General features: G+C 42.9%; 20 protein-coding genes and 2 pseudogenes. 7 read left to right on the plus strand and 15 right to left on the minus strand.

From position 1 onward, the window contains the following. On the minus strand, positions 1-97 hold a 97-nt coding region (locus tag AC2VE5_RS18685; protein WP_486886923.1), incomplete at its 3' end, for an IS1/IS1595 family N-terminal zinc-binding domain-containing protein. 299 nt (positions 98-396) lie between these two features. On the opposite strand from AC2VE5_RS18685, the gene AC2VE5_RS18690 reads away from it, so the two are divergent. The 4 genes from AC2VE5_RS18690 to dndE are packed head-to-tail and all read left to right on the plus strand — an operon-like array spanning position 397 to position 5,328. Further along, positions 397-1,335 carry a ParB N-terminal domain-containing protein gene (locus tag AC2VE5_RS18690; protein WP_486889215.1) on the plus strand — a complete coding sequence of 313 codons (939 nt, stop codon included), beginning with the start codon at positions 397-399 and terminating at the stop codon, positions 1,333-1,335. Between the two features lie 52 nt (positions 1,336-1,387). After that, positions 1,388-2,980 carry a DNA phosphorothioation system sulfurtransferase DndC gene (dndC, locus tag AC2VE5_RS18695; protein WP_486889216.1) on the plus strand — a complete coding sequence of 531 codons (1,593 nt, stop codon included), beginning with the start codon at positions 1,388-1,390 and terminating at the stop codon, positions 2,978-2,980. Next, positions 2,967-4,988: a DNA sulfur modification protein DndD gene (dndD, locus tag AC2VE5_RS18700; protein WP_486889217.1), complete on the plus strand. Its 2,022-nt coding sequence runs from the start codon at positions 2,967-2,969 to the stop codon at positions 4,986-4,988. Before dndC ends, dndD begins: the two co-directional genes overlap by 14 nt. Continuing rightward, entirely contained in the window at positions 4,945-5,328 is a 384-nt protein-coding gene (gene dndE / locus AC2VE5_RS18705) for a DNA sulfur modification protein DndE (RefSeq protein ID WP_486889218.1), read from the plus strand. Before dndD ends, dndE begins: the two co-directional genes overlap by 44 nt. 153 nt (positions 5,329-5,481) lie before the next feature. Here dndE and recG read toward each other — a convergent pair whose 3' ends face one another. From recG to AC2VE5_RS18730, 5 genes are all read right to left on the minus strand, one after another. Then, entirely contained in the window at positions 5,482-7,950 is a 2,469-nt protein-coding gene (gene recG / locus AC2VE5_RS18710; RefSeq protein WP_486889219.1) for an ATP-dependent DNA helicase RecG, read from the minus strand. Positions 7,951-7,969: 19 nt separating this feature from the next. Further along, the gene (locus AC2VE5_RS18715; protein ID WP_486889220.1) at positions 7,970-8,752 is read right to left on the minus strand and encodes a hypothetical protein; all 783 of its coding nucleotides are present in this window, start codon (positions 8,750-8,752) and stop codon (positions 7,970-7,972) included. 131 nt (positions 8,753-8,883) lie between these two features. After that, the gene (gene tsf, locus AC2VE5_RS18720) at positions 8,884-9,543 is read right to left on the minus strand and encodes a translation elongation factor Ts (protein WP_486889221.1); all 660 of its coding nucleotides are present in this window, start codon (positions 9,541-9,543) and stop codon (positions 8,884-8,886) included. A gap of 185 nt (positions 9,544-9,728) precedes the next feature. After that, positions 9,729-10,523 (minus strand): 30S ribosomal protein S2, encoded by a 795-nt coding sequence (gene rpsB, locus AC2VE5_RS18725; RefSeq protein ID WP_486889222.1) that lies wholly within the window; start codon positions 10,521-10,523, stop codon positions 9,729-9,731. 114 nt (positions 10,524-10,637) lie between these two features. Further along, positions 10,638-11,573, minus strand: coding sequence for a glycosyltransferase family 2 protein (locus AC2VE5_RS18730; RefSeq protein ID WP_486889223.1), 936 nt, complete (start codon positions 11,571-11,573; stop codon positions 10,638-10,640). Positions 11,574-11,739: 166 nt separating this feature from the next. Here AC2VE5_RS18730 and AC2VE5_RS18735 point away from each other — a divergent pair, with 166 nt between their 5' ends. Then, on the plus strand, positions 11,740-12,939 hold the full coding sequence (locus tag AC2VE5_RS18735; protein WP_486889224.1) for an argininosuccinate synthase: 1,200 nt from the start codon (positions 11,740-11,742) through the stop codon (positions 12,937-12,939). A gap of 34 nt (positions 12,940-12,973) precedes the next feature. Here AC2VE5_RS18735 and AC2VE5_RS18740 read toward each other — a convergent pair whose 3' ends face one another. Continuing rightward, entirely contained in the window at positions 12,974-13,606 is a 633-nt protein-coding gene (locus tag AC2VE5_RS18740) for a DedA family protein (protein WP_486889225.1), read from the minus strand. A gap of 414 nt (positions 13,607-14,020) precedes the next feature. Here AC2VE5_RS18740 and AC2VE5_RS18745 point away from each other — a divergent pair, with 414 nt between their 5' ends. Further along, positions 14,021-14,368 (plus strand): STAS domain-containing protein, encoded by a 348-nt coding sequence (locus AC2VE5_RS18745; protein ID WP_486889226.1) that lies wholly within the window; start codon positions 14,021-14,023, stop codon positions 14,366-14,368. Positions 14,369-14,450: 82 nt separating this feature from the next. Here AC2VE5_RS18745 and rpsF read toward each other — a convergent pair whose 3' ends face one another. The 7 genes and pseudogenes from rpsF to AC2VE5_RS18780 form a co-directional block, all read right to left on the minus strand. Continuing rightward, positions 14,451-14,786, minus strand: coding sequence for a 30S ribosomal protein S6 (gene rpsF / locus AC2VE5_RS18750; RefSeq protein WP_486889227.1), 336 nt, complete (start codon positions 14,784-14,786; stop codon positions 14,451-14,453). 92 nt (positions 14,787-14,878) lie between these two features. Next, positions 14,879-15,271 carry a hypothetical protein gene (locus AC2VE5_RS18755; protein ID WP_486889228.1) on the minus strand — a complete coding sequence of 131 codons (393 nt, stop codon included), beginning with the start codon at positions 15,269-15,271 and terminating at the stop codon, positions 14,879-14,881. 12 nt (positions 15,272-15,283) lie between these two features. Then, complete coding sequence (locus AC2VE5_RS18760) at positions 15,284-15,460, minus strand: hypothetical protein (RefSeq protein WP_486889229.1); 177 nt, start codon at positions 15,458-15,460, stop codon at positions 15,284-15,286. Next, positions 15,457-15,894, minus strand: a complete 438-nt coding sequence (locus AC2VE5_RS18765; RefSeq protein ID WP_486889230.1) for an ATP-binding protein — start codon at positions 15,892-15,894, stop codon at positions 15,457-15,459. The genes AC2VE5_RS18760 and AC2VE5_RS18765 overlap by 4 nt, the downstream gene beginning before the upstream one ends. A 25-nt stretch (positions 15,895-15,919) precedes the next feature. After that, positions 15,920-16,330, minus strand: coding sequence for an anti-sigma regulatory factor (locus tag AC2VE5_RS18770; RefSeq protein WP_486889231.1), 411 nt, complete (start codon positions 16,328-16,330; stop codon positions 15,920-15,922). Positions 16,331-16,340: 10 nt separating this feature from the next. After that, positions 16,341-16,700, minus strand: coding sequence for an STAS domain-containing protein (locus AC2VE5_RS18775; protein ID WP_486889232.1), 360 nt, complete (start codon positions 16,698-16,700; stop codon positions 16,341-16,343). 15 nt (positions 16,701-16,715) lie between these two features. Further along, positions 16,716-17,609 (minus strand): annotated as a pseudogene (locus AC2VE5_RS18780) (STAS domain-containing protein). Between the two features lie 134 nt (positions 17,610-17,743). Between AC2VE5_RS18780 and AC2VE5_RS18785 the strand changes: the two are divergent. After that, the gene (locus tag AC2VE5_RS18785) at positions 17,744-19,144 is read left to right on the plus strand and encodes an amidase (RefSeq protein ID WP_486889233.1); all 1,401 of its coding nucleotides are present in this window, start codon (positions 17,744-17,746) and stop codon (positions 19,142-19,144) included. Between the two features lie 222 nt (positions 19,145-19,366). Here the strand turns inward: AC2VE5_RS18785 and AC2VE5_RS18790 are convergent. Beyond that, positions 19,367-19,472 (minus strand): annotated as a pseudogene (locus AC2VE5_RS18790) (transposase); the annotation flags it as partial.

Raw genomic sequence — 19,472 nt, forward strand, 5'->3', positions numbered from 1 at the left:
ACGTCTGTTGGCAAACAGGACAGAGATAGCGTTGATGTCCGTTGGGCATCTTGCCGTGTTTATGGGCTTTAGAATGATCACACAAAGGGCATTGCATGGACGAGTTGCAGATGAGAGATCCCCTCTACTCTACCAATCCCACGTTTATTTGACGCACTACCGACTCTTTCGGCTGAGGAGTTAGCCGAAGATTGTAAATGTGAGGAATCTTTTGATATCCCAGTTGTATATTTAGTTTTTGGGAATATTGGTAGAGTTGGATATTCTCAGGAAACTGATTCGATACGTGATGACGTAATAAAAGCTACAAGAAATATATTTACCGTAATAAACAATACTGCAAAACGTATTGACCGTCAAACTCTGCTGTTACTAGATGATACAAAAATTTCTGCTTTGATACCTAGAAAACTTTTAGAAGAAGATGTTTTAGAGGATAAAATTGTAAAATGGTCATCTAATTCTACAAATTTATCACAAGCAGATCCTTATCTAACTACACTGGACTTAATTAGTAAATGTACTGAAGAACTGCTAATTAATAGTAAAAATGAAGCTCTAAAGAAAACATTTAACTCCCACCTTGAAAGAGAGAAGGCACTAGAAAAATATTATGAATCTCATCCTTTATTTGAGGGGATGGGAACTAAAAATATTTTCAAATGGTTCTTTTACGAGCTACAACCATTCAAAGACTGGACAAACCATTTTGAGCATTCATATATAAATGTAGTTCTGCAACCAGAGCAAACTAAGTTAACTACCAACCAAAAAGAGCAAATCAAGAATTTAAGGCAATCTAATGTTCTTTATACTGTTTTAGGTCAGCGTATTTTGTTTTTTGCCATCTCAAGATTTTTAATGAGAATCAAACCAGAACAACGCATTCCTGCAACGTTAACTCAAATAACTGAGAGTGTGTTAAAGATGCATGATAGTGGTTTTTTTGATAGAAATGCCTCTCACTGGAAAAACGTTATTGTACAGCCAAATGACAAGCTTACAATGATCACAACTGGTTCTGGTTCGGAAAAGTGCATAGAGCTTCTGAGAATGATATTTTTTAATAAACCTGATGGGGTACGCGAACTAATAGAAAAAACTCGTGAAGATGTAGATAGCGAAGTTGATTGGACTATTAGCAAAATTGCTGAATGGAGAAAAATTTTTCATGTGGAATTGCCCGAATTAAAAATTGACGGATACAATAGCAGTCAAGAAAGTTCTGATGATATCAACCAGGAAAATATATCAGGTGGTAATAATCATAATTATCTACGGGATGAGAGTTTAGAAGATGAAAGAATGTATGATGAAAACGATAATGAAGATTAACTGATTAAAACAATCCCTCTGTAAAACTCCTTGTTTTAGCAGGGAAAGAAAAATGACTAGAATACAAGAGCCAGAAAACACACCTCAAGCTCAACGCACTGCTACTGAGTTACTAAAAGAAGTACAAAATATTACGGCTGAAATACAACAACTATATTGCTTAGATACAATTCCCTGGATTTTAGGCTACTCTGGGGGAAAAGATAGTACTACAGTCTTGCAGCTTGTCTGGAAGGCGATCGCAGCCCTCCCAGCAGAAAAACAAAACAAGACAGTTTATGTTATCACAACAGATACTCTGGTAGAAAATCCTATAGTATCTGCATGGGTAGGTAATTCCTTAAAACTTATGAGTGCTGCGGCTCAAGAACAAGAGCTACCTATAGAACCTCATTTACTTCGTCCTGCAATTAAAGATACATTTTGGGTAAGTTTGATAGGCAAAGGATATCCTGCACCCCGTAATAGGTTTCGCTGGTGTACAGAACGCCTAAAAATACATCCCTCTAACTCCTTTATCCGCGACATGATTCGAGCTAGTGGTGAAGTGATTCTTATCTTAGGCACTCGTAAAGCTGAAAGTAGCAGACGAGCCGCGACGATGGAAAAATATGAGTTAGGTAAAGTAAACGAGCGCATTAGCTCTACTTCTAGCATCCGCGACTCAAATTTATATGAAAACCCCAGCTTGCCCAACTCTCTAATTTACAGCCCTATAGAAGACTGGCGTAACGATGAAGTGTGGCTTTACCTCAATCAGTACGAAAATCCTTGGGGACAAAGTAATAAAGACTTATTTGCCATGTATCGGGGTGCTACAGAAGATAATGAATGCCCTTTAGTAGTCGATACTTCTACCCCTAGCTGTGGTAGTTCTCGTTTTGGGTGCTGGGTTTGTACCATGGTTAGTAAAGATAAATCGATGGAGGCAATGATCCAAAATGATGAAGAAAAAGAATGGATGCAGCCTTTGCTAGATATACGAAATGAATTAGATGTAGAAAACGATCGCGATCGCCGTGATTTTCGCCGTAGAACTGGTAATGTACAACTGTATAAACGCAATATCGATGGTGAAATATCTGTAGAACCAATACCAGGTCCTTATACTAAGGAGTGGCGGGAAACTTGGCTGAGGAAGCTACTTGCGGCCCAAACTCAAATTCGCCGCACTGCACCATTACAAATGCGTGATATTACTCTAATCACGGCGGAAGAACTTAGCGAAATTAGACGCATTTGGTTAGAAGAAAAACACGAGTTTGATGATAGCTTACCGCGCATCTATCAAGAAGTTACGGGGGAAATTTTCCGAGATCCGCGCCCTGGGGCTGATCATAGTCTTTTAGGTGCAGATGAGTGGGCGGTACTAGAAGAACTCTGCCAGGGCGACGCTATGCACCTAGAATTGATGGCAAAATTGCTCGATACAGAACGCCAATATCGGACAATGACAAGTCGTACAGGTATCTATAGTAAATTAGAAAAGTGCTTTGAAACAAGTTCCAGATCCCCGACTGATGCGATCGCAAATGCCCATTACAAGCGCGATTTAAAAACTGCGGCGGGGGATGGAAATGTGGAAACGGTAAAACAACTAACTTGGGCAGATTTAAAATTTCAGGCAAAAAGTGATATTTCTTGAACTTGTAATTCAAAACTTTGGCCCTTATTGTGGCAGACAGGTGTTAAATTTGCGTCCCCAAGATCGAGATTCGCCACCAATTATTTTATTAGGTGGAATGAATGGCGGCGGTAAAACAACGCTAATGGATGCTATTCGTCTAGCACTTTACGGGCATCGGGCGCAATGTTCTACTCGCAACAATTTGGGGTATAGCGAATTTCTAAATCAATCAGTCAATCGCCATACACTCCCCGGCGATCAAACTCGGATTGAGTTAACTTTTGAGCATATTTTAAACAATGTTCAAGTAGAGTTTAAAATTGAAAGAGTTTGGACGAAAAACTCTAAAAGTGGTAAGGAGACTTTAGGAGTTTATATTGATAGTAGAGAAGACCCAGCCCTGACTCAAATTTGGGATGAACGTATTGAAGATTTACTACCTTTGGGTATTTCTAATTTGTTTCTTTTTGATGGCGAACAAGTAAAAGAACTAGCCGAACAAGAAACGCCCACAATTGACGTTACTAACGCGATCAAAACCCTTTTGGGCTTAGAATTAGCAGAACGCTTAGGCAACGATATTGATATTTTAGTCAATCGCAAGCGTAAAGCTTTAGCTGATACTAAAGACTTGGCAAGTTTAGAAAAAATTGAACGAAAACTAACTCTGCAAAAAGAGAAGTATAAGGCGGCAAAACAGCAGCTAGGAATAGCTCAAGAAGGTATAAAAATAGCCCAAAAGTATCACGATGAAACCTCAGAAAAATTCCTATCTGAAGGTGGCAAAATTGCCAAGAACCGTAGTCAGCTAGAAACACAGCTAAGTTATGGTAATGATGCGATTTCTAGTCTTCGCAAAAATTTAGTTGAAGTGGCGGCTGATGTTCTCCCATTGGCTTTAATTTCGCCGCTTTTAATCCAAGCGCAAACCCAAGCAGAAAAAGAGTCTAAGCACTTGCAAGCAAAGATTGCTCAAGATGTATTAAAAGCAAGAGACAATCGGTTTTTAAGTTGTATCGAAAACCTAGCATTGCTGCCGGAACAAATCGAACAAATTAACCTTTTTATTGAACAGGAAAATAAAGTTTTAGAGCAAGATATTCATTTAACCGAGCAAACTTATCTAACTGTAGATCCAGAAGCAAATAATCAATTAAATAATGTCATTAAACATTATTTACCAAGTCAGAAAAATAAAGCCAAAGAGCAATTACTTAATTTACAAAATAAAGAAGAAGAACTTAATACAATTGAAAGACAATTAGCTGCCGCCGCCGCCCCAGAAACTTACGAAAAACTAGCTAATGCTGTTAAAACTTCTCAAGCGCAATTAGTTCAAGCAAAATTTAATTACGAAACCACTAGAAAGCACTGTGAAGAATTAGGCAGATTAGTTGACAAAACTATCAAAGAACTGTCGCAGTTTGGCGAACAAAATATCGATCGCAAAAATGACGAACATATTATTAAAGCATCAGCAAAAGTTCAAAATACTCTCAAACTATTCCGCGAAAAACTCACATTACGCAAACTAAATCAACTAGAAACTGTAGTTACTGAGTGCTTCTTATATTTGCTACACAAATCAGATTTAGTGCATAGGATTGCCATTGATGCCGATACTTTTACGCTATCTTTGTATGACTATGCAGGAAAACCCGTACTCAAACATCGCCTATCTGCGGGAGAAAAACAACTACTTGCGATCGCATTTCTGTGGGGATTAGCCCGCGTTTCTGGACGCAACCTACCCGTAGCCATTGACACGCCATTAGGTAGATTAGATTCATCCCACCGCAACAACCTCATAGAGCGCTATTTCCCCAACGCCAGCCACCAAGTAATTTTGCTATCTACCGATACTGAAATCGGGCAAATCGAAGTACAACAGTTGCGGGATAATAAAGCGATCGCGCGTGAATATCTCTTAAAATACTCCCCAAGCACCCGACAAACTACCATAGAACCCGGCTACTTTAGCAATGGAACCTCCTCTAAATCGAATTCAGCTATCTCAAAGCGCTAAAGAGCAACTAACCAAACTCAAGCGCAACACCAAAATAGAGCAATGGAATATTCTTTGTCGCTGGGCATTTTGTCGTTCTTTAGCCGAACCAACTATTCCCTCTCCCGTACCCATACCCGCCGATAGCAATGTAGAAATGACTTGGCAAGTCTTCGGCGGTGAAATGTCCGATATCCTCCTAATTGCTCTCAAACAGCGCTGTTACAACGACAACTTAGGCACAGACAAAGAAACCCTAGCCACCCAATTTCGCCTGCATTTACATCGCGGGATTGGCTACTTAGCAGGCGATCCTAATATAAAAAAGATAGAAGATTTAGTGTTACTTGCGATCGCCTGAAAACAGCACCTACACAATAGCGCTTGCCAAAAACCCGCGCACTTACAGACAAACCCTTTTTGCAGGGGGTTTGGGGGAGGCAAGCCGTCCCCCAATGGGGGGTTTGGGGGCAGACCCCCCTCAAGTCCTGGTTTTTCTTAGCAAGCCCCTTAGTTAAGTCAAAATTGCCCCACCCATCAACCTCTGATAACGATACTCCAACTCCGCCCGCATCAAAGACCAACGAGATAACAAGGGATCTTTTGCAATTACCTTTTCCGCCGCTTGCCTAGCCAATTCCAGCACTTCTCGATCTTCTACTAAACTTGCTAAAGTAAAATCGGCTAACCCCGATTGACGAGTTCCAATCACTTCCCCAGGTCCGCGAAACCGCATATCCATCTCAGAGATAAAAAAGCCATCTTGCGACTGTTCCAAAACTTGCAACCTTTGACGCGCCGTTTCAGCCTTAGAACTACTCATCAATAAACAGTAAGATTGCGCCGCACCGCGTCCCACTCGTCCCCGTAATTGGTGCAACTGAGATAAACCAAAACGCTCGGCATTTTCAATCAACATCACCGTAGCATTGGGGACATCTACCCCCACCTCAATTACTGTCGTCGAAACAATAATTTGCGTCTGATTGTCGCGAAACTTAGTTAACGCTGTATCCTTATCTGCCGAACTCATCCGACCGTGGAGCAATCCGACTTGAAACTGCGGAAAAACACTCTCTTGCAACCTTTGATGCTCCTCAACCGCCGCCCGAACGTCTAATTTTTCCGATTCTTCTACTAAAGGTAAAACAATATAAGCTTGTCGCCCTTGAGCAACTTCGCGGCTAATTAAATCGTAGGCATTGGCGCGGTCTTTCGCCGTCAATGCTGTAGTATGAATCTTTTGCCGTCCGGGGGGCAATTCATCAATCTGGCTGACATCCAAGTCGCCGTGCAATGTCAGTGCCAAAGAGCGCGGAATTGGGGTTGCAGTCATTGTCAATACGTGGGGCGCTTCCCCTTTTTGCTGCAACCTTGCCCGTTGTCCCACCCCAAAACGGTGCTGTTCGTCAATGACTACTAAACCCAGCCTTTGAAAATTTACCGGATCTTGAATTAAAGCATGAGTTCCTACGAGTAGCGGCAATTCGGCAGTTTCTAACTGAGCGTGAATTTGTCGCCGTTTAGCGGCTTTGGTAGAACCCGTGAGCAATTCGACAGGTAAATGCAGCAAATTGAGCCAACTAACTAATTTACGATAATGCTGCTCTGCCAAAACTTCCGTAGGAGCCATCAAAGCCGCCTGGTAGCCTGATTGAATCGCCGCAAGAATAGCAACTACAGCGACAACAGTTTTTCCCGAACCTACATCCCCCTGAATTAAACGATTCATGGGAGAAGGTTTTTGTAAATCATTGAGAACATCATTGATTACCCGCGATTGAGCGCCCGTCAACTTAAAAGGTAATACTTCGTAAAACTGCTCAATTAGCTGCCCAGTCCGAGCAATCACCGCGCTAGTTTGAACTTGTTTTGCTTTGTATTGGCGCTGCAATAGACCTAGTTGCAAGTAGAAAAATTCATCAAAAACTAAACGCCGCCTAGCAATAGCTAAAGCAGTGTCATCGGGGGGAAAATGGATATTTGCGATCGCATTACTCAATTTATCTAACTCATAGTGCTTGCGTAAAGCCGCAGGTAGCGGATCTTTTAGTTGACTCGCGCAAGGCAAAGCAGCAATTACCGCTTGTCTGACCATATCCGCACTCACGCCTTCAGTCAGCGCGTATACAGGCACTACCCGCCCAATAGTTAGCGAATCAATCCCATCCCCCGGACTTGCCAAAATTTCTAGTTCTGGGTCTTCCAGCGTTACGCCATACTTATTTTTTTTCACCAATCCTGAAGCCGCAGCCGTTGCATCGACTGGGTAGCGGCGTTTTTGCTGTTCTTGCCAACCGCGATTGGAGTAACGACTACCAGCAAAAAAACGATTGAGTTTAATTTGTCCGGTATTGTCTTTTAAAATTACTTCCAAAATCGTTAGTTTGGAATTGCGGGGGCTGCTAAAGCAATTACAGCGATAAATTCTACCGACAATTGTCACTGTCTCTCCCTCTGCCAATTCTCGGATATTGACTTGACGAGCGTAATCAATATGGTCGCGGGGGTAGTAAAACAGCACGTCTCGCACCGTAGACAAATCCAAACGAGTTAAATAACTTGCTCTCCTTGCTCCGATTTCGGGCAAGCTAGTCAGAGGTTGGTCGAGGGTTGGTTTAAGGCGTTCATTTATTTCCGCAGCTAAAGGAGTAGTTTTTGCTAACTTCACCTTGTTACTGTAAGGCTGCGCCTCTGCGGGTGGCGTGGCTTGAAAAGTAGTGTAAATATATCGGCGCGTGTTGGCGACTAAACTCTGCCGCTCTTCAAGAGTTAGTTGGGGATAGTTGGCAAATTCTGCCGCCATTTCTTGCCACCGATACCGCTCCTCAAAAGGAAGTCCATCCGGCGATTTACCAAAGCTGAGACTCAAAAACTCACTAAAGCGGTACTGTTTCCCCATGAGGTCAACAAAGCCCCTCTCTGCCTCTACTGCTAAGGCTTTTTGCAAGCGCAACCAATCGGGTGAGTCAGTGATATACATTAATGTTCAAACTTCAAAACTATGATTCAAACCAACTTGCTCGCCATGCGGCTTCAGCCTCAGCTACCTCTCGCTCGCGCTGTTTTTTTTGATACTCGCGCTCTAGAACGCTTACTTTCCCCGATATACTGCGAATTTGGTTGCGTTTAGCCCTAACTGTAGCATCCGCAAATTCGATATCTATCAACCGCAGGTGAATAGCAATAATCTGGGTCACATTAGATTCTTGGGACTCGCTATCGCTATCGGTTTCTATTAGTAAGTTTAATATATTTGGCATTCCCGTCATCGCCTCCGGCGTAGCTTCTGGAGAATTTGCTGCCACTTCTATCAAGGGCGCAAGGGGCAGGTTATTCGGTAAGATTTCCGCTTGCTGTAGGAGGGTATTTGTTTGGCTGGAGAGAGATTTTAAGGTATTTGAGATCGCATTTTCTACTTGAAACTGCCACTTCATCAACATTGTGGGGTTAGAAAAGCTGATTGGTGCTGCTTGTTCCTCCTGCAAAAAAGAAAACTCAAAACTATTCTCAACTTGTTGCGTATGCTTAAGCAACTGGGCGGCGGCTTGCTGAGTCAACTTGCGCATAGCTTGCTGCAACTGCTGTCTTTGGCTAAGGGTTAAGCTCACAAACTGTTTCGGGTAGCCCTGAGTACACAAGTGATAACTTGCCAACATTAGTTGTTTGGACACAGCCTCCCCTAGGACAGTGAGATAACTAATATAAGCATTTTCAAGTTCTATTGCGATCGCTCTTACTTTTGCTTCTAGCGCCGCAATATCGCGATTAATTTGTTCAACCATATTCAATCAGCGCCAAGCTAGACTTAGGTACATTTGTACTTCCCTATTCTAAAATAGGTACTCAAAATAAAGACAGGTCAGCCGCAAATGTGCTTAACCTGCCTAAAACACCGAGCAATCAGCCTAAAAGATTAGTTCTTGCCCATTTGTGCGGCTACTTCATCAGCAAAATTGCTTTCTTGCTTTTCAATCCCTTCACCTAGGACAAACCGGGCAAAGCGACGAATTTTGATGTTTTCGCCTAAAGTCGCAATGCTTTGTTTTACCAATTCTTCTACAGTAATACTTTGATCGCGAATAAAAGGCTGATCCATCAAAGTCATCTCTTTCAAGCGTTTTTCAATTCGACCTTGAACGATCTTTTCCTTGATATTTGCTGGCTTACTGCCCAAATCGTCCTTACCCATCTCAATTTCTTTTTCTTTCTCAGAAATTTCGGCGGGAATGTCTGCGACAGAAACATACTCAACATTAGGACAAGCTGCAACTTGCTTGGCGATATCTTGTACCAGTTTTTTGAACGCATCCCCACGAGCTACAAAGTCCGTCTCGCAGTTTACTTCTACAAGTACGCCGACTCGACCGCCTGTATGAATGTAACTGTCTACTAGGCCCTCCGCCGCCACTCTTGCACCTTTATTCGCCGCCGAAGCCATTCCCTTTTTCCGCAGCCAGTCCATGGCTTGGGTTAGGTCGCCGTCAGTTTCTTTCAGCGCTTTTTTACAATCCATCATCCCTGCGCCAGTTTTTTCGCGCAGTTGTTTGACAACTTGTGCAGATATGTCCGCCATCTTGCCTCAATCCCTACTTGAATTACAGTTATCTTTGCACTGTATTTGCTTTAGGGCAAAATTTAGGTTTGCCCTAAAACACTTACTTTACTGACTAAATCATTCAAAACATAATTATGGTTTCAATTGCCCAAACTTATAGGTTTTGAAACCTTGAATTGATAATTTTGAATTTCCCTAAGAAGCTATGCTGCGGTTTCTTCGTCGTCAGGAGGTAACGAATCTGCATATCCGTTTGCTTCATCCTCGAAGTCTGCGCCGTCGTAATCTTCGTAGTCATCCCCATCTGGGTCTGGCTGACCGTGATGACCTTCATAAATCGCATCGGCTAACTTGCCCACTATCAACTTGATGGAGCGAATAGCATCATCGTTAGCTGGAATGGGAACATCTACGACATCAGGATCGCAGTTTGTATCTAACATTGATACAATTTCAATCCCTAGTTTTTGGCATTCTTGCACTGCGTTGTATTCCCGGCGTTGGTCTACAATGACCACTACATCAGGAATTTTTCGCATAGTTTTAATACCACCTAGGTATTTTTGCAACTTAGTCATTTCCCGGCGCAGCATAGAAGCTTCTTTTTTGGGCAACAAATCCAATGCCCCAGTTTCTTCCCGGCGTTCTAAATCTTTCAACCGTTCGGCGCGGGTTTTGATTGTTGTCCAGTTTGTCAACATCCCACCTAACCACCGTTGGTTGATATAGTGAGCGCCACAACGACTAGCTTCTTGGGCAATAATCCCCGCAGCTTGGCGCTTAGTACCAACAAATAGAAATTTCTTTCCTTGTTCTGCTGCTGTCCGCATATAGTTGTATGCGTCGTCCATCAGTTGGGCTGTTTGCACCAAGTCAATGATATGAACGCCATTGCGGGCAGTATAGATATAACGATCCATCTTTGGATTCCACCGCCGGGTTTGATGCCCGAAGTGAACTCCCGACTCCATCATTTGAGCCAATGAAACTACTGGCATATTTTTTGCTCCTATTCGGGTTAATCCTCCATCCAGGTGTATTTCTGACTAAGAAACACCCGAAAAAACTGGATGTGTGAGTTTAGACAACCCTTCTAGTGTATCACAAATTAGCTACTGTATGGGTGCTTGACGCATCTGGGCGTAGGCAGCATAAACCCCTTGGACGTTGTACCAGTTTAGAAAAATTCGGGCAATTTCTAGAGCTAATTGAGGCTTGTTTTGATTAATCAGCCACTGTAAAAATGGAGCCATTGTGCGCTCGTTTAGCAATCCATTTACCGATAGAATGCCCCATAAAACCCGATGCAACAGGGTCATTTGAATCATCATCCGCACATCCCAAGTAGGGTGCTTCTGGTAAAACAAAACCCCCATCCGCCCGCGTTGAATTTCTTTATCAATAAGATTGGGAATTTGAGCTAAAGCAAAAGGAGGATGCCAGTGGTAGCCGACAGCATCAGGACACTTAATTAACTTTAAGCCTAATTGTTTAAGTCTTACGCCAAGTTCCAAGTCTTCCCAACCATAGAGTTGAAAACGCGTATCAAATAAACCTGCTTTATCCAGCCAGTGACGCGCTATTGCCACATTTCCGGTTGCAAAGTAAGCCGCCGAAAAATCTGTAAGTTTGTAGGGTTCAGAAGTAGGTGAATCGAAGTTACAGGTATTAATTACCCGCCCATAAGTAAAAATGCGATCGCTATTAGCCTGATTTAGCGCCTGGGCGTGAGCATTCAAGAAGTTTTCAGTCACAACTAAATCGCTATCAATAAAAATAATTGTATCTCCGGTAGCCTGCTCTACGCCTAGATTGCGTGCCGCCGCCGGACCTTGGTGGTCTTGCAAGTAAGACTTGAGGTGAGGAAAATCCGCCGCCGACGCTTGCAAGTATTCTAGAGTGCCATCAGTTGAGCCATCATCTACTAGCACAATTTCATAGCCACTAATCGTACTTTCTGCCGGAATGCGTTGAGTTTCTAAAGCTTTGAGGCACTTTTGTAAAATTGGTAAGCGATCATAAGTTGGAATAACAATACTAAAAAACACCCATCTCCCCCTAATCAAACCCACGTATCTCTAGTATGTCACTTGAAAAACCGAGCCTAGTTAGTTAAATTTATCCGTTGCCGCAAATTTGTACCATTGCTAACTGTGAATAAAGCGTATTTAGTTAGATAATATTGACTCGTTGTTTTGCGGGAAGTAAAAATTAATGGGTCGTGCTAAAAAAGTTGTACTAGCATATTCTGGCGGAGTAGATACCTCAGTCTGTATTCCTTACCTCAAACAAGAATGGGGCGTTGAAGAAGTAATTACCCTAGCCGCAGATTTAGGACAGGGAGATGAATTAGAACCAGTCCGAGAAAAAGCGCTAAAATCGGGTGCAAGCGAGTCTTTAGTTATTAATGCTACAGAAAATTTTGTCAAAGACTATGCTTTTGCTGCTTTGCAAGCAAACGCTTTATACGAAAATCGCTATCCTCTTTCCACTGCTTTAGCTCGTCCTTTGATCGCTAAACTTCTGGTAGATGCCGCCAAAGAATACGGCGCAGATGCGGTAGCTCATGGTTGTACTGGAAAAGGTAACGATCAAGTGCGCTTTGATGTTTCCATCGCCGCGCTCAACCCCAACCTCAAAGTTTTAGCCCCCGCACGGGAATGGGGAATGAGTCGAGAAGAAACGATAGCTTATGGGGAAAAGTTTGGCATTCCTTCCCCAGTAAAAAAATCTTCTCCTTACAGTATCGATCGCAATTTATTGGGGCGCAGCATTGAAGCTGGACCATTGGAAGATCCTAGCTACGAGCCTTTGGAAGAAATATATTTAATGACCCGTGCGATCGCCAATACGCCAAATGAGCCAGAATATGTAGAGATTGGCTTCGAGCGCGGCATTCCCACTGCATTAAATGGACAAACCGTTGCTCCCGTAAAACTAATTGAGCAACTAAATGAGCTTGTCGGCAATCATGGAGTTGGACGCATCGACATGATAGAAAACCGTTTAGTTGGGATAAAATCGCGGGAAATCTATGAAGTCCCGGCGCTACTGGTTTTAATTCAAGCTCACCGCGACTTAGAAAGCTTGACTTTAACTGCCGATGTTACCCACTACAAACGCGGCATCGAGGAAACTTACAGCCAAATTATTTACAATGGACTGTGGTATAGCCCCTTAAAATCTGCCTTGGATGCCTTCGTCCAAAAAACCCAAGAGCGAGTAACTGGAAGCGTCCGCATCAAGTTATTTAAGGGTAATGCTACCATTGTTGGACGCTCCTCTGCCCAATCGTTGTATACTCCTGACTTAGCAACCTACGGAGCCGATGATAAATTCGATCATAAAGCTGCTGAAGGCTTTATCTATGTTTGGGGACTACCAACTCGAATTTGGTCGCAGCAAGAATCCTAAGTGTCAACCAATAAGGGTGCAAGATATTACACCCTTACTCTCCACTTTCTAACTCCTTAGCCTTACGAGCTTCTAACCACGGTGGGATAAACAGCCAAGCCGCAGCCAAACCAAACGCTATGAGTGTAAACTGACTTACCCAAGCGATCAACTGTTCTAAGGCAATAACTCGCCCTACAAAAAACGCCAAAGTCACCATCACTGAACCCCAAACTATAGCGCCAGCAAGGTTATACACAAAAAACTGGGTGAAAGACATCTCCACAATTCCAGCCAGTAAGCCAGAGAAAACTCTAAATAAGGCAATAAAACGCCCAAAAAATACCGCTTTACTCGCATTTTGAGTAAACTGAGCTTTAATTTCTTCTAATTTAGTTTCAGAAATCCGCAGCAGCTTACCGAGTTTGAGCAAAAACGACCAGCCTGCATACCTCCCTATCCAATAGCCACAAGTACCGCCAATTACAGCCCCCAAAATAGCACTACCCAAAACAAACCAGTAGTTTAATTGACCGCTACCTGCTAAAAACCCTCCTACTATGGTTACAGTTTCGCCAGGGAGAGGAATACCTAAATTTTCAAGTAGTATTCCCCCAAAAACTGCCAAGTAGCCGTAATGTTGAGCAATCTCTTGGATTGTTTCTAGTGAGATGAATTCAGCCGACATTCACTCGCTGCCTTTACAAAGTTTTACTTTTCTTTATCTTGGCGCGATTTTACCAAGGGTGTCAAACTCAATTACACCCTGTAAAAAACAGTAATAATGCTTCCAACCCCTGCTGTAAGTAGATATACAGACAAAAAATACTGATACCAGCTTAAAAATTGATTGTTTAAAATCTATTGCTTTGAAAACTATGCAATTTGACTGAGATAGAGCTTACTTGCTTTACAAAAACTTTACAAAATCTACATAGAGGCATAAAGTTTCAATAAATACCTAGAAAATTACTGAATTTTCTAAAAGTGTATGTTTACATGAGGGTAATTGAGACAGGGGCTTGACAGATTTTACACATCCAATTTGTTCAATCTACCTTAAATTAGCCTTATTAAATGTATCAGGTATTTAGTAAAAACTATGAATAATTCACACCAATATCAATTAATTCTAGTTCAGCCACAAGGGCGTTTAGATTTACAGGGCGGTGAAGCTTTAGAAAAACAATTGATAGATTTAGTAACTAACGATCGCACTCTCTTAATTGTTGACTTAGAGCAAGTCGAATTTATGGATAGTTCGGGGTTAGTTGCCTTAGCAAAAGCTTTAAAAACGGCTCGTAAAAGCTGCTGTAGACTTGTACTGTGCAACTTACAAGCTTCGGTAAGACTAATTTTTGAACTAACTCAATTAGATTCAGTGTTTGAAATTTTTGATGACTATGATGCTGTTAAGGCAACAGTTGAGGAAGTTTATTTAGTCGCATAGTAAAAATAGTTAATTTTTAATTACAAAGGCAAAAGATTTATCTTTTGCCTTTTGCTATTACTATCAGTTTAGCCGCGAGAGATTATTCTTCATTGTCAGCATCATCATCATCTTCTGCTAACTTTTCTGAGACTTCTTGTTTGATAGTCAAGTAGCGAATTACTTCTTCACTCAAGCGCATTGAGCGCTCTAGGGGAGCAATTAATGTTCCGGATCCTTGGTAATTCATCTGAATATAAATGCCTTCCCTTTGCTTACCAATTTCATAAGCAAGGCGACGCTTACCACGATTTTGAATTTCGATTTGATCTGCGCCTTGCTCTTTGATAAAGGTCTGATATTTGGTGACGGCTTGTTCTATTTGCTCCTCTCTCAAGTCAGGACGCAAAATATACATTGTTTCGTAAACGATCTGCACGGGTCTTAGTCTCCTTATGGACAATTTGGCTGCTGAAAATCTAGTTATATCTAGTTGAGCAACAAGGATTCTCTATTCTATCAGATTGCCCTCTAAAATATTGAACTCAAGCAATTATCAATTTTAGTGACTACCATGACACTAACATCATCCCGTAGGCGCTTGAAATCTCGATATAGTACCCCAGCAATTAGGCTAGGGTGCCTGGTAATTAGCCCCGGATAGCGGTCTACACGCCACCCTGTCGCCAAACCGTCCGAGCTTAAAATTAGGGTTGCCCCTTGAGGAAACGGATAACTAAATTCTTGGAGTCTGCGGATTTGATGCCCCACAATGCCATTGTAAGAAACCATGCTGCGACTTTCGGGCGCGATGATACTTCCAGCAATATTGCCTACCCCTGCAAAACGGACTAATTGTTGATTAAAGTCAAGCAGAGCGATCGCAACTGCCGCCCCCCGTGTACTCCGCAAAGCCCCGTGCATCAATTCTAAAATTTATTGAGGAGAACATTGATAATTTTCTTTAGCCACTCTAATTGCTTGAGCAGAAGCCGCCGCCAATTCTCCGTGTCCCAAACCATCGGCAACAACTACTACGTGTCGCCCAGTTTCTACCTCAATTACTGCCCAAGCATCGCCGCAAGTCTGCTCGCTGGCTAGAGGAATATTCACTGCACCAATTTTAAATTTGCTAAATTTTTGGGTGGTGGAGTTACCCATAAGTGCGCGACTACTGCTGTACCGACGGAGGGGAGAGAATAGATATCAAAAAAATCTGCCAGCCTAGAAATTGCCCCTAAACCTGTTCCAGGGGTTCCACCCGTTGAAAAGCCATCGCGGAGACACTCGCTAACATTATCCATCCCTGCGCCTTTATCTAAAGCCAAAATTTCTAAGCCGTCAATATCATTAACGCGGAGCAACCTTATTAGCAATTCACCTTCCTGGGGGTGTTTAATTAAATTACCCGCAACTTCTGTAACCACAATCCCGACTCTGCCGCGCTCGGTTTCCTGAAAATTCAATTGCGAGGCGAAGTCCATCGCCATGCGTCGCGCTTCTCCAACTTGGCTAATTTCGACTACAGAAATAAGGGTATTTTGCATTATTTAGATCCAAGCAATCCCTGTTTTACTTCCATTTAGTAACCGTAACGCGAGTTCCTTCGCCCACACGAGAACTAATCTCAAATTCGCTCATTAGGCGTTTTGCCCCACTCAACCCCATCCCTAAGCCTCCCCCGGTTGTATAGCCGTCTTTGAGCGCCAAATCAATATCGCTAATTCCCGCTCCTTGGTCGATAAAAGTTAAGCGCAGACCTTGACGAAATCCGGCTGTAATTACTTCTAAAGTCAATGTTCCACCGCCGCCGTAACTTAGAGTATTGCGAGCAAGTTCGCTGGCGGTAGTAATAGTCTTAGTTTGCTCTACCAAACTAAACCCTAATTCCACTGCCCAAGTTCGGACAATTTGCCTAACTAATACAATATCACTGGAAGAATGAATGCCCATTTCCTGCTTTTGTCCTTCTTGGGCTGTCATTGTTCTCCTTTCAGGGGCGATTTGCTAACCAATGCAAATCCATCCCTTTTTCGACATTTAAGGCAGTGCGGACACCTTCAAGAGATAGTCCTAGTTCTACGAGGGTAATTGCTACTGCTGGCTGCATTCCGACTACTACCGTTTCCGCATCAAGTATCCGCGACATGGAGGCGATATTACTAAGTATGCGACCAATAAAGGAGTCCACAATTTCTAAGGATGAAATGTCAATTAGCACTCCCTTTGCTCTGGTTTCAACGATGCGGTTTGTCAAATCGTCTTGCAAAGTCATCGCTAAGCGATCGTGCATATCTATTTGGATTGTCACTAAAAGAAACCCGCCCATTTGCAATATTGGAATGCGTTCCACGTATAGTCTCCTCTGTTACAAACGATTTGGCGATCGCGTATCTGAGTTATTAGTAGGATTTACCGCATAGCCGCTACGTTTTAAGGCGATCGCAAAGGCATCTGCCATAGTGGCTTTAGTAATCACATCGGTTAAATCTACGCCCAAATGCACGATGGTTTGAGCAATTTGGGGACGAATGCCGCTAATTATGCAGCCTGCACCCATCAAGCGCGTGGCAGCTACAGTTTTGAGTAAGTGTTGAGCAACTAAAGTATCTACCGTGGGTACACCCGTAATGTCAATAAATAGCGATCGCCGAACCTGTTTCTACGATTTGCTGTAATAAGTTTTCCATCACTACAGATGTACGGGCGCTATCGAGCGTACCAATGAGCGGCAAAGCTAATATCCCTCTTCCCACAACTTGACAACGGGGGTAGATAGTTCCAACATCTCTTGCTGCTGGCGGATAATAATTTCTTCACGGGCTTTTTGATAGGCTTCAGTGGTAAATAAACCTAGCCTGTCGAGTAAGTCATTGGCAGTAATAATTTCTGCAACTAAAGTTTCGCCATCATGTCCGCATTCCTCGCCTAGACAGCTAAATAAAGGTTTTTTTAAGGAAAAAATAAATAAAGCAACTTGCGTTGGGCTAAAACCTTGTTGGACGCGGGTACGGGTAACGCTAGTCAGCAGGGCTTTGACACTACTCCATTCTGATGCTTGAAAATTAGTCAAGTTACCGTTTTGGATCGCATCGCGTAACAAGCGGAGAAATTCTCCCGATTGATCGCGCATTTCTCCTTCACGCATCAGGTCATCACGCCGGATTCCCGCCGTTGTTTGCTCTTTTACCTATTCGCTTAATAGCATATTTTCATGCTTGGTGAGAATATCTGGAAGATGGCTGTTGCCATTCCTGCTCATACTTACTCCTAAGTTTGCCGCCATTGCCCAAACCTCAGTGTAAAGGATATTGCAGCATTAAATGAAAGCGCGATCGCACCTTAGCTAAGAGCAAGAATTCTTCGTTAAAGTAACTTTAGTCAATAGGTAAGATAATGAATCAAATTGATTTAGCATTTAGTCCCGCCCTTACCCAAGCGCAGCTAATCCACAACGGGGAAGTGTCGCCCTTAGAATTAGTAGAACTGTATTTACAACGCATCGAGCAGTTAGATAACCAACTTGGCAGTTATTTTACGGTGATGGCAGAAAATGCGATCGCTGATGCGAGAACTAAAACCGAATTATTAGCTAAAGATTCCTCTCAATTACCGCCTTTTTTTGGCGTACCCATTGCCATCAAAGACCTCAATAACGTTGCAGGGGTGCGCTGTACCTATGGCACTCCGGCTTTAATGGACAATATAGCAATCTATGATGACGGTATAGTTACTCGCCTCAAGCAAGCTGGATTTATTATTTTGGGGAAAACTGCTACCTCGGAGCTTGGTTCTTTTCCCTATACTGAACCCTTGGGCTTTCCTCCCACGCGCAATCCGTGGAATTTGGAGTATACTGCCGGAGGTTCTAGCGGTGGTAGTGCGGCGGCGGTGGCGGCAGGTTTGTGTGCGGTGGCACAAGGCTCTGATGGCGGTGGTTCGGTACGGGGTCCGGCGTTTTGCTGTGGGCTTGTAGGCATTAAACCATCAAGGGGACGAGTATCCAACGCTCCTGTGGGCGATCGCTTGAGTGGTATTCCTTCTATCGGTTCTTTGACGCGGACTGTAGCAGATGGGGCGGCTATGTTGGATGTAATGGCAGGTTATGTAACGGGCGATCCTTATTGGCTACCACCGCCAGAAACATCGTTTTTGAGCGCTGCAAGTCAAACACCAAAAGCTTTAAAAATTGCTTTTTCAACCAGTATCCCGCCGTTGGGAGAAGCAGAAAACGAGTGCAAACAAGCGGTTTTAGATACCGTCAAAGTTTTGTCAGAGCTGGGTCATCATGTAGAGCAAAGTTGTCCTGATTTTACAGGTTTAACCGAACCATTTACTATCGTATGGCAAGCTGGAGTTGCTTATTCGGGTATTCCCAAAGAAGTATTGCAACCGATGAATCAGTGGCTTTACGAGCAAACAGGCTCGGCAGGAGATTACTTACGGGCAGTTTCCCAGATGCAAGTAATCGCTCGAAAAATAGTTGTTTTTTTTGACACGGTGGATGTCTTAGTTTTACCTACTTATATGCACCCAACTATTAAAGTCGGCGAGTGGGCAAATCTCAGTCCCCAAGAGACTTTTGAAAAAATTATTAATTGGGTTGCACCATGTCCGCCTTTTAATGCTACCGGGCAAAGTGCGATCTCGTTGCCTACGGGTTTTGATGCTAGAGGAATACCATTAGGCATTCAGCTAATTGGTCGTCCCGCCGCCGAAGCTACCATTATTAGCCTCGCAGCGCAGCTAGAAGCTTCCAATCCTTGGAGTCAATATCGCCCCAATTTTGCTGTGTAGAGATTATAAAGAGCGATCGCCCCTAAACTAACATTTTGTTTATAACTGCCAATAGTGAGATAATTATAGAAAGCCTATCTCTAGCACCAAAATAATTAATTTAATTCAAGAGCCATTAAGATTTTTAACTTAGAGCCAAACCATACTTTTGAAGCTTTGCTGCTCCAACTCCGGCATAGCTATAATTTTGACTTTACTAGCTATAGAACCCATTTGACATCTCTAAAAGGCGGCAAGTCGCTTAATCATTAACCTGACGAAGCAGAGATTGAGCTTCGTGGTGGCATTGGTCAAGGTGCGCTCAAAGTTCTTAACGAGGATCTTACAT

The sequence above is a fragment of the Aliterella sp. E5.1 genome, from assembly GCF_057473825.1.

Bases quoted from the DNA above. Each gene is read 5' to 3' on its own strand.
- AC2VE5_RS18740 (WP_486889225.1), bottom strand. From the start codon at position 13,606: ATGTCGGCTGAATTCATCTCACTAGAAACAATCCAAGAGATTGCTCAA.
- AC2VE5_RS18755 (WP_486889228.1), bottom strand. From the start codon at position 15,271: ATGCACGGGGCTTTGCGGAGTACACGGGGGGCGGCAGTTGCGATCGCT.
- AC2VE5_RS18770 (WP_486889231.1), bottom strand. From the start codon at position 16,330: ATGACAGCCCAAGAAGGACAAAAGCAGGAAATGGGCATTCATTCTTCC.
- dndC (WP_486889216.1), top strand. From the start codon at position 1,388: ATGACTAGAATACAAGAGCCAGAAAACACACCTCAAGCTCAACGCACT.
- AC2VE5_RS18715 (WP_486889220.1), bottom strand. From the start codon at position 8,752: ATGGTTGAACAAATTAATCGCGATATTGCGGCGCTAGAAGCAAAAGTA.
- AC2VE5_RS18785 (WP_486889233.1), top strand. From the start codon at position 17,744: ATGAATCAAATTGATTTAGCATTTAGTCCCGCCCTTACCCAAGCGCAG.
- dndE (WP_486889218.1), top strand. From the start codon at position 4,945: ATGGAACCTCCTCTAAATCGAATTCAGCTATCTCAAAGCGCTAAAGAG.
- rpsB (WP_486889222.1), bottom strand. From the start codon at position 10,523: ATGCCAGTAGTTTCATTGGCTCAAATGATGGAGTCGGGAGTTCACTTC.
- recG (WP_486889219.1), bottom strand. From the start codon at position 7,950: ATGTATATCACTGACTCACCCGATTGGTTGCGCTTGCAAAAAGCCTTA.
- tsf (WP_486889221.1), bottom strand. From the start codon at position 9,543: ATGGCGGACATATCTGCACAAGTTGTCAAACAACTGCGCGAAAAAACT.
- AC2VE5_RS18765 (WP_486889230.1), bottom strand. From the start codon at position 15,894: ATGCAAAATACCCTTATTTCTGTAGTCGAAATTAGCCAAGTTGGAGAA.
- AC2VE5_RS18735 (WP_486889224.1), top strand. From the start codon at position 11,740: ATGGGTCGTGCTAAAAAAGTTGTACTAGCATATTCTGGCGGAGTAGAT.
- AC2VE5_RS18745 (WP_486889226.1), top strand. From the start codon at position 14,021: ATGAATAATTCACACCAATATCAATTAATTCTAGTTCAGCCACAAGGG.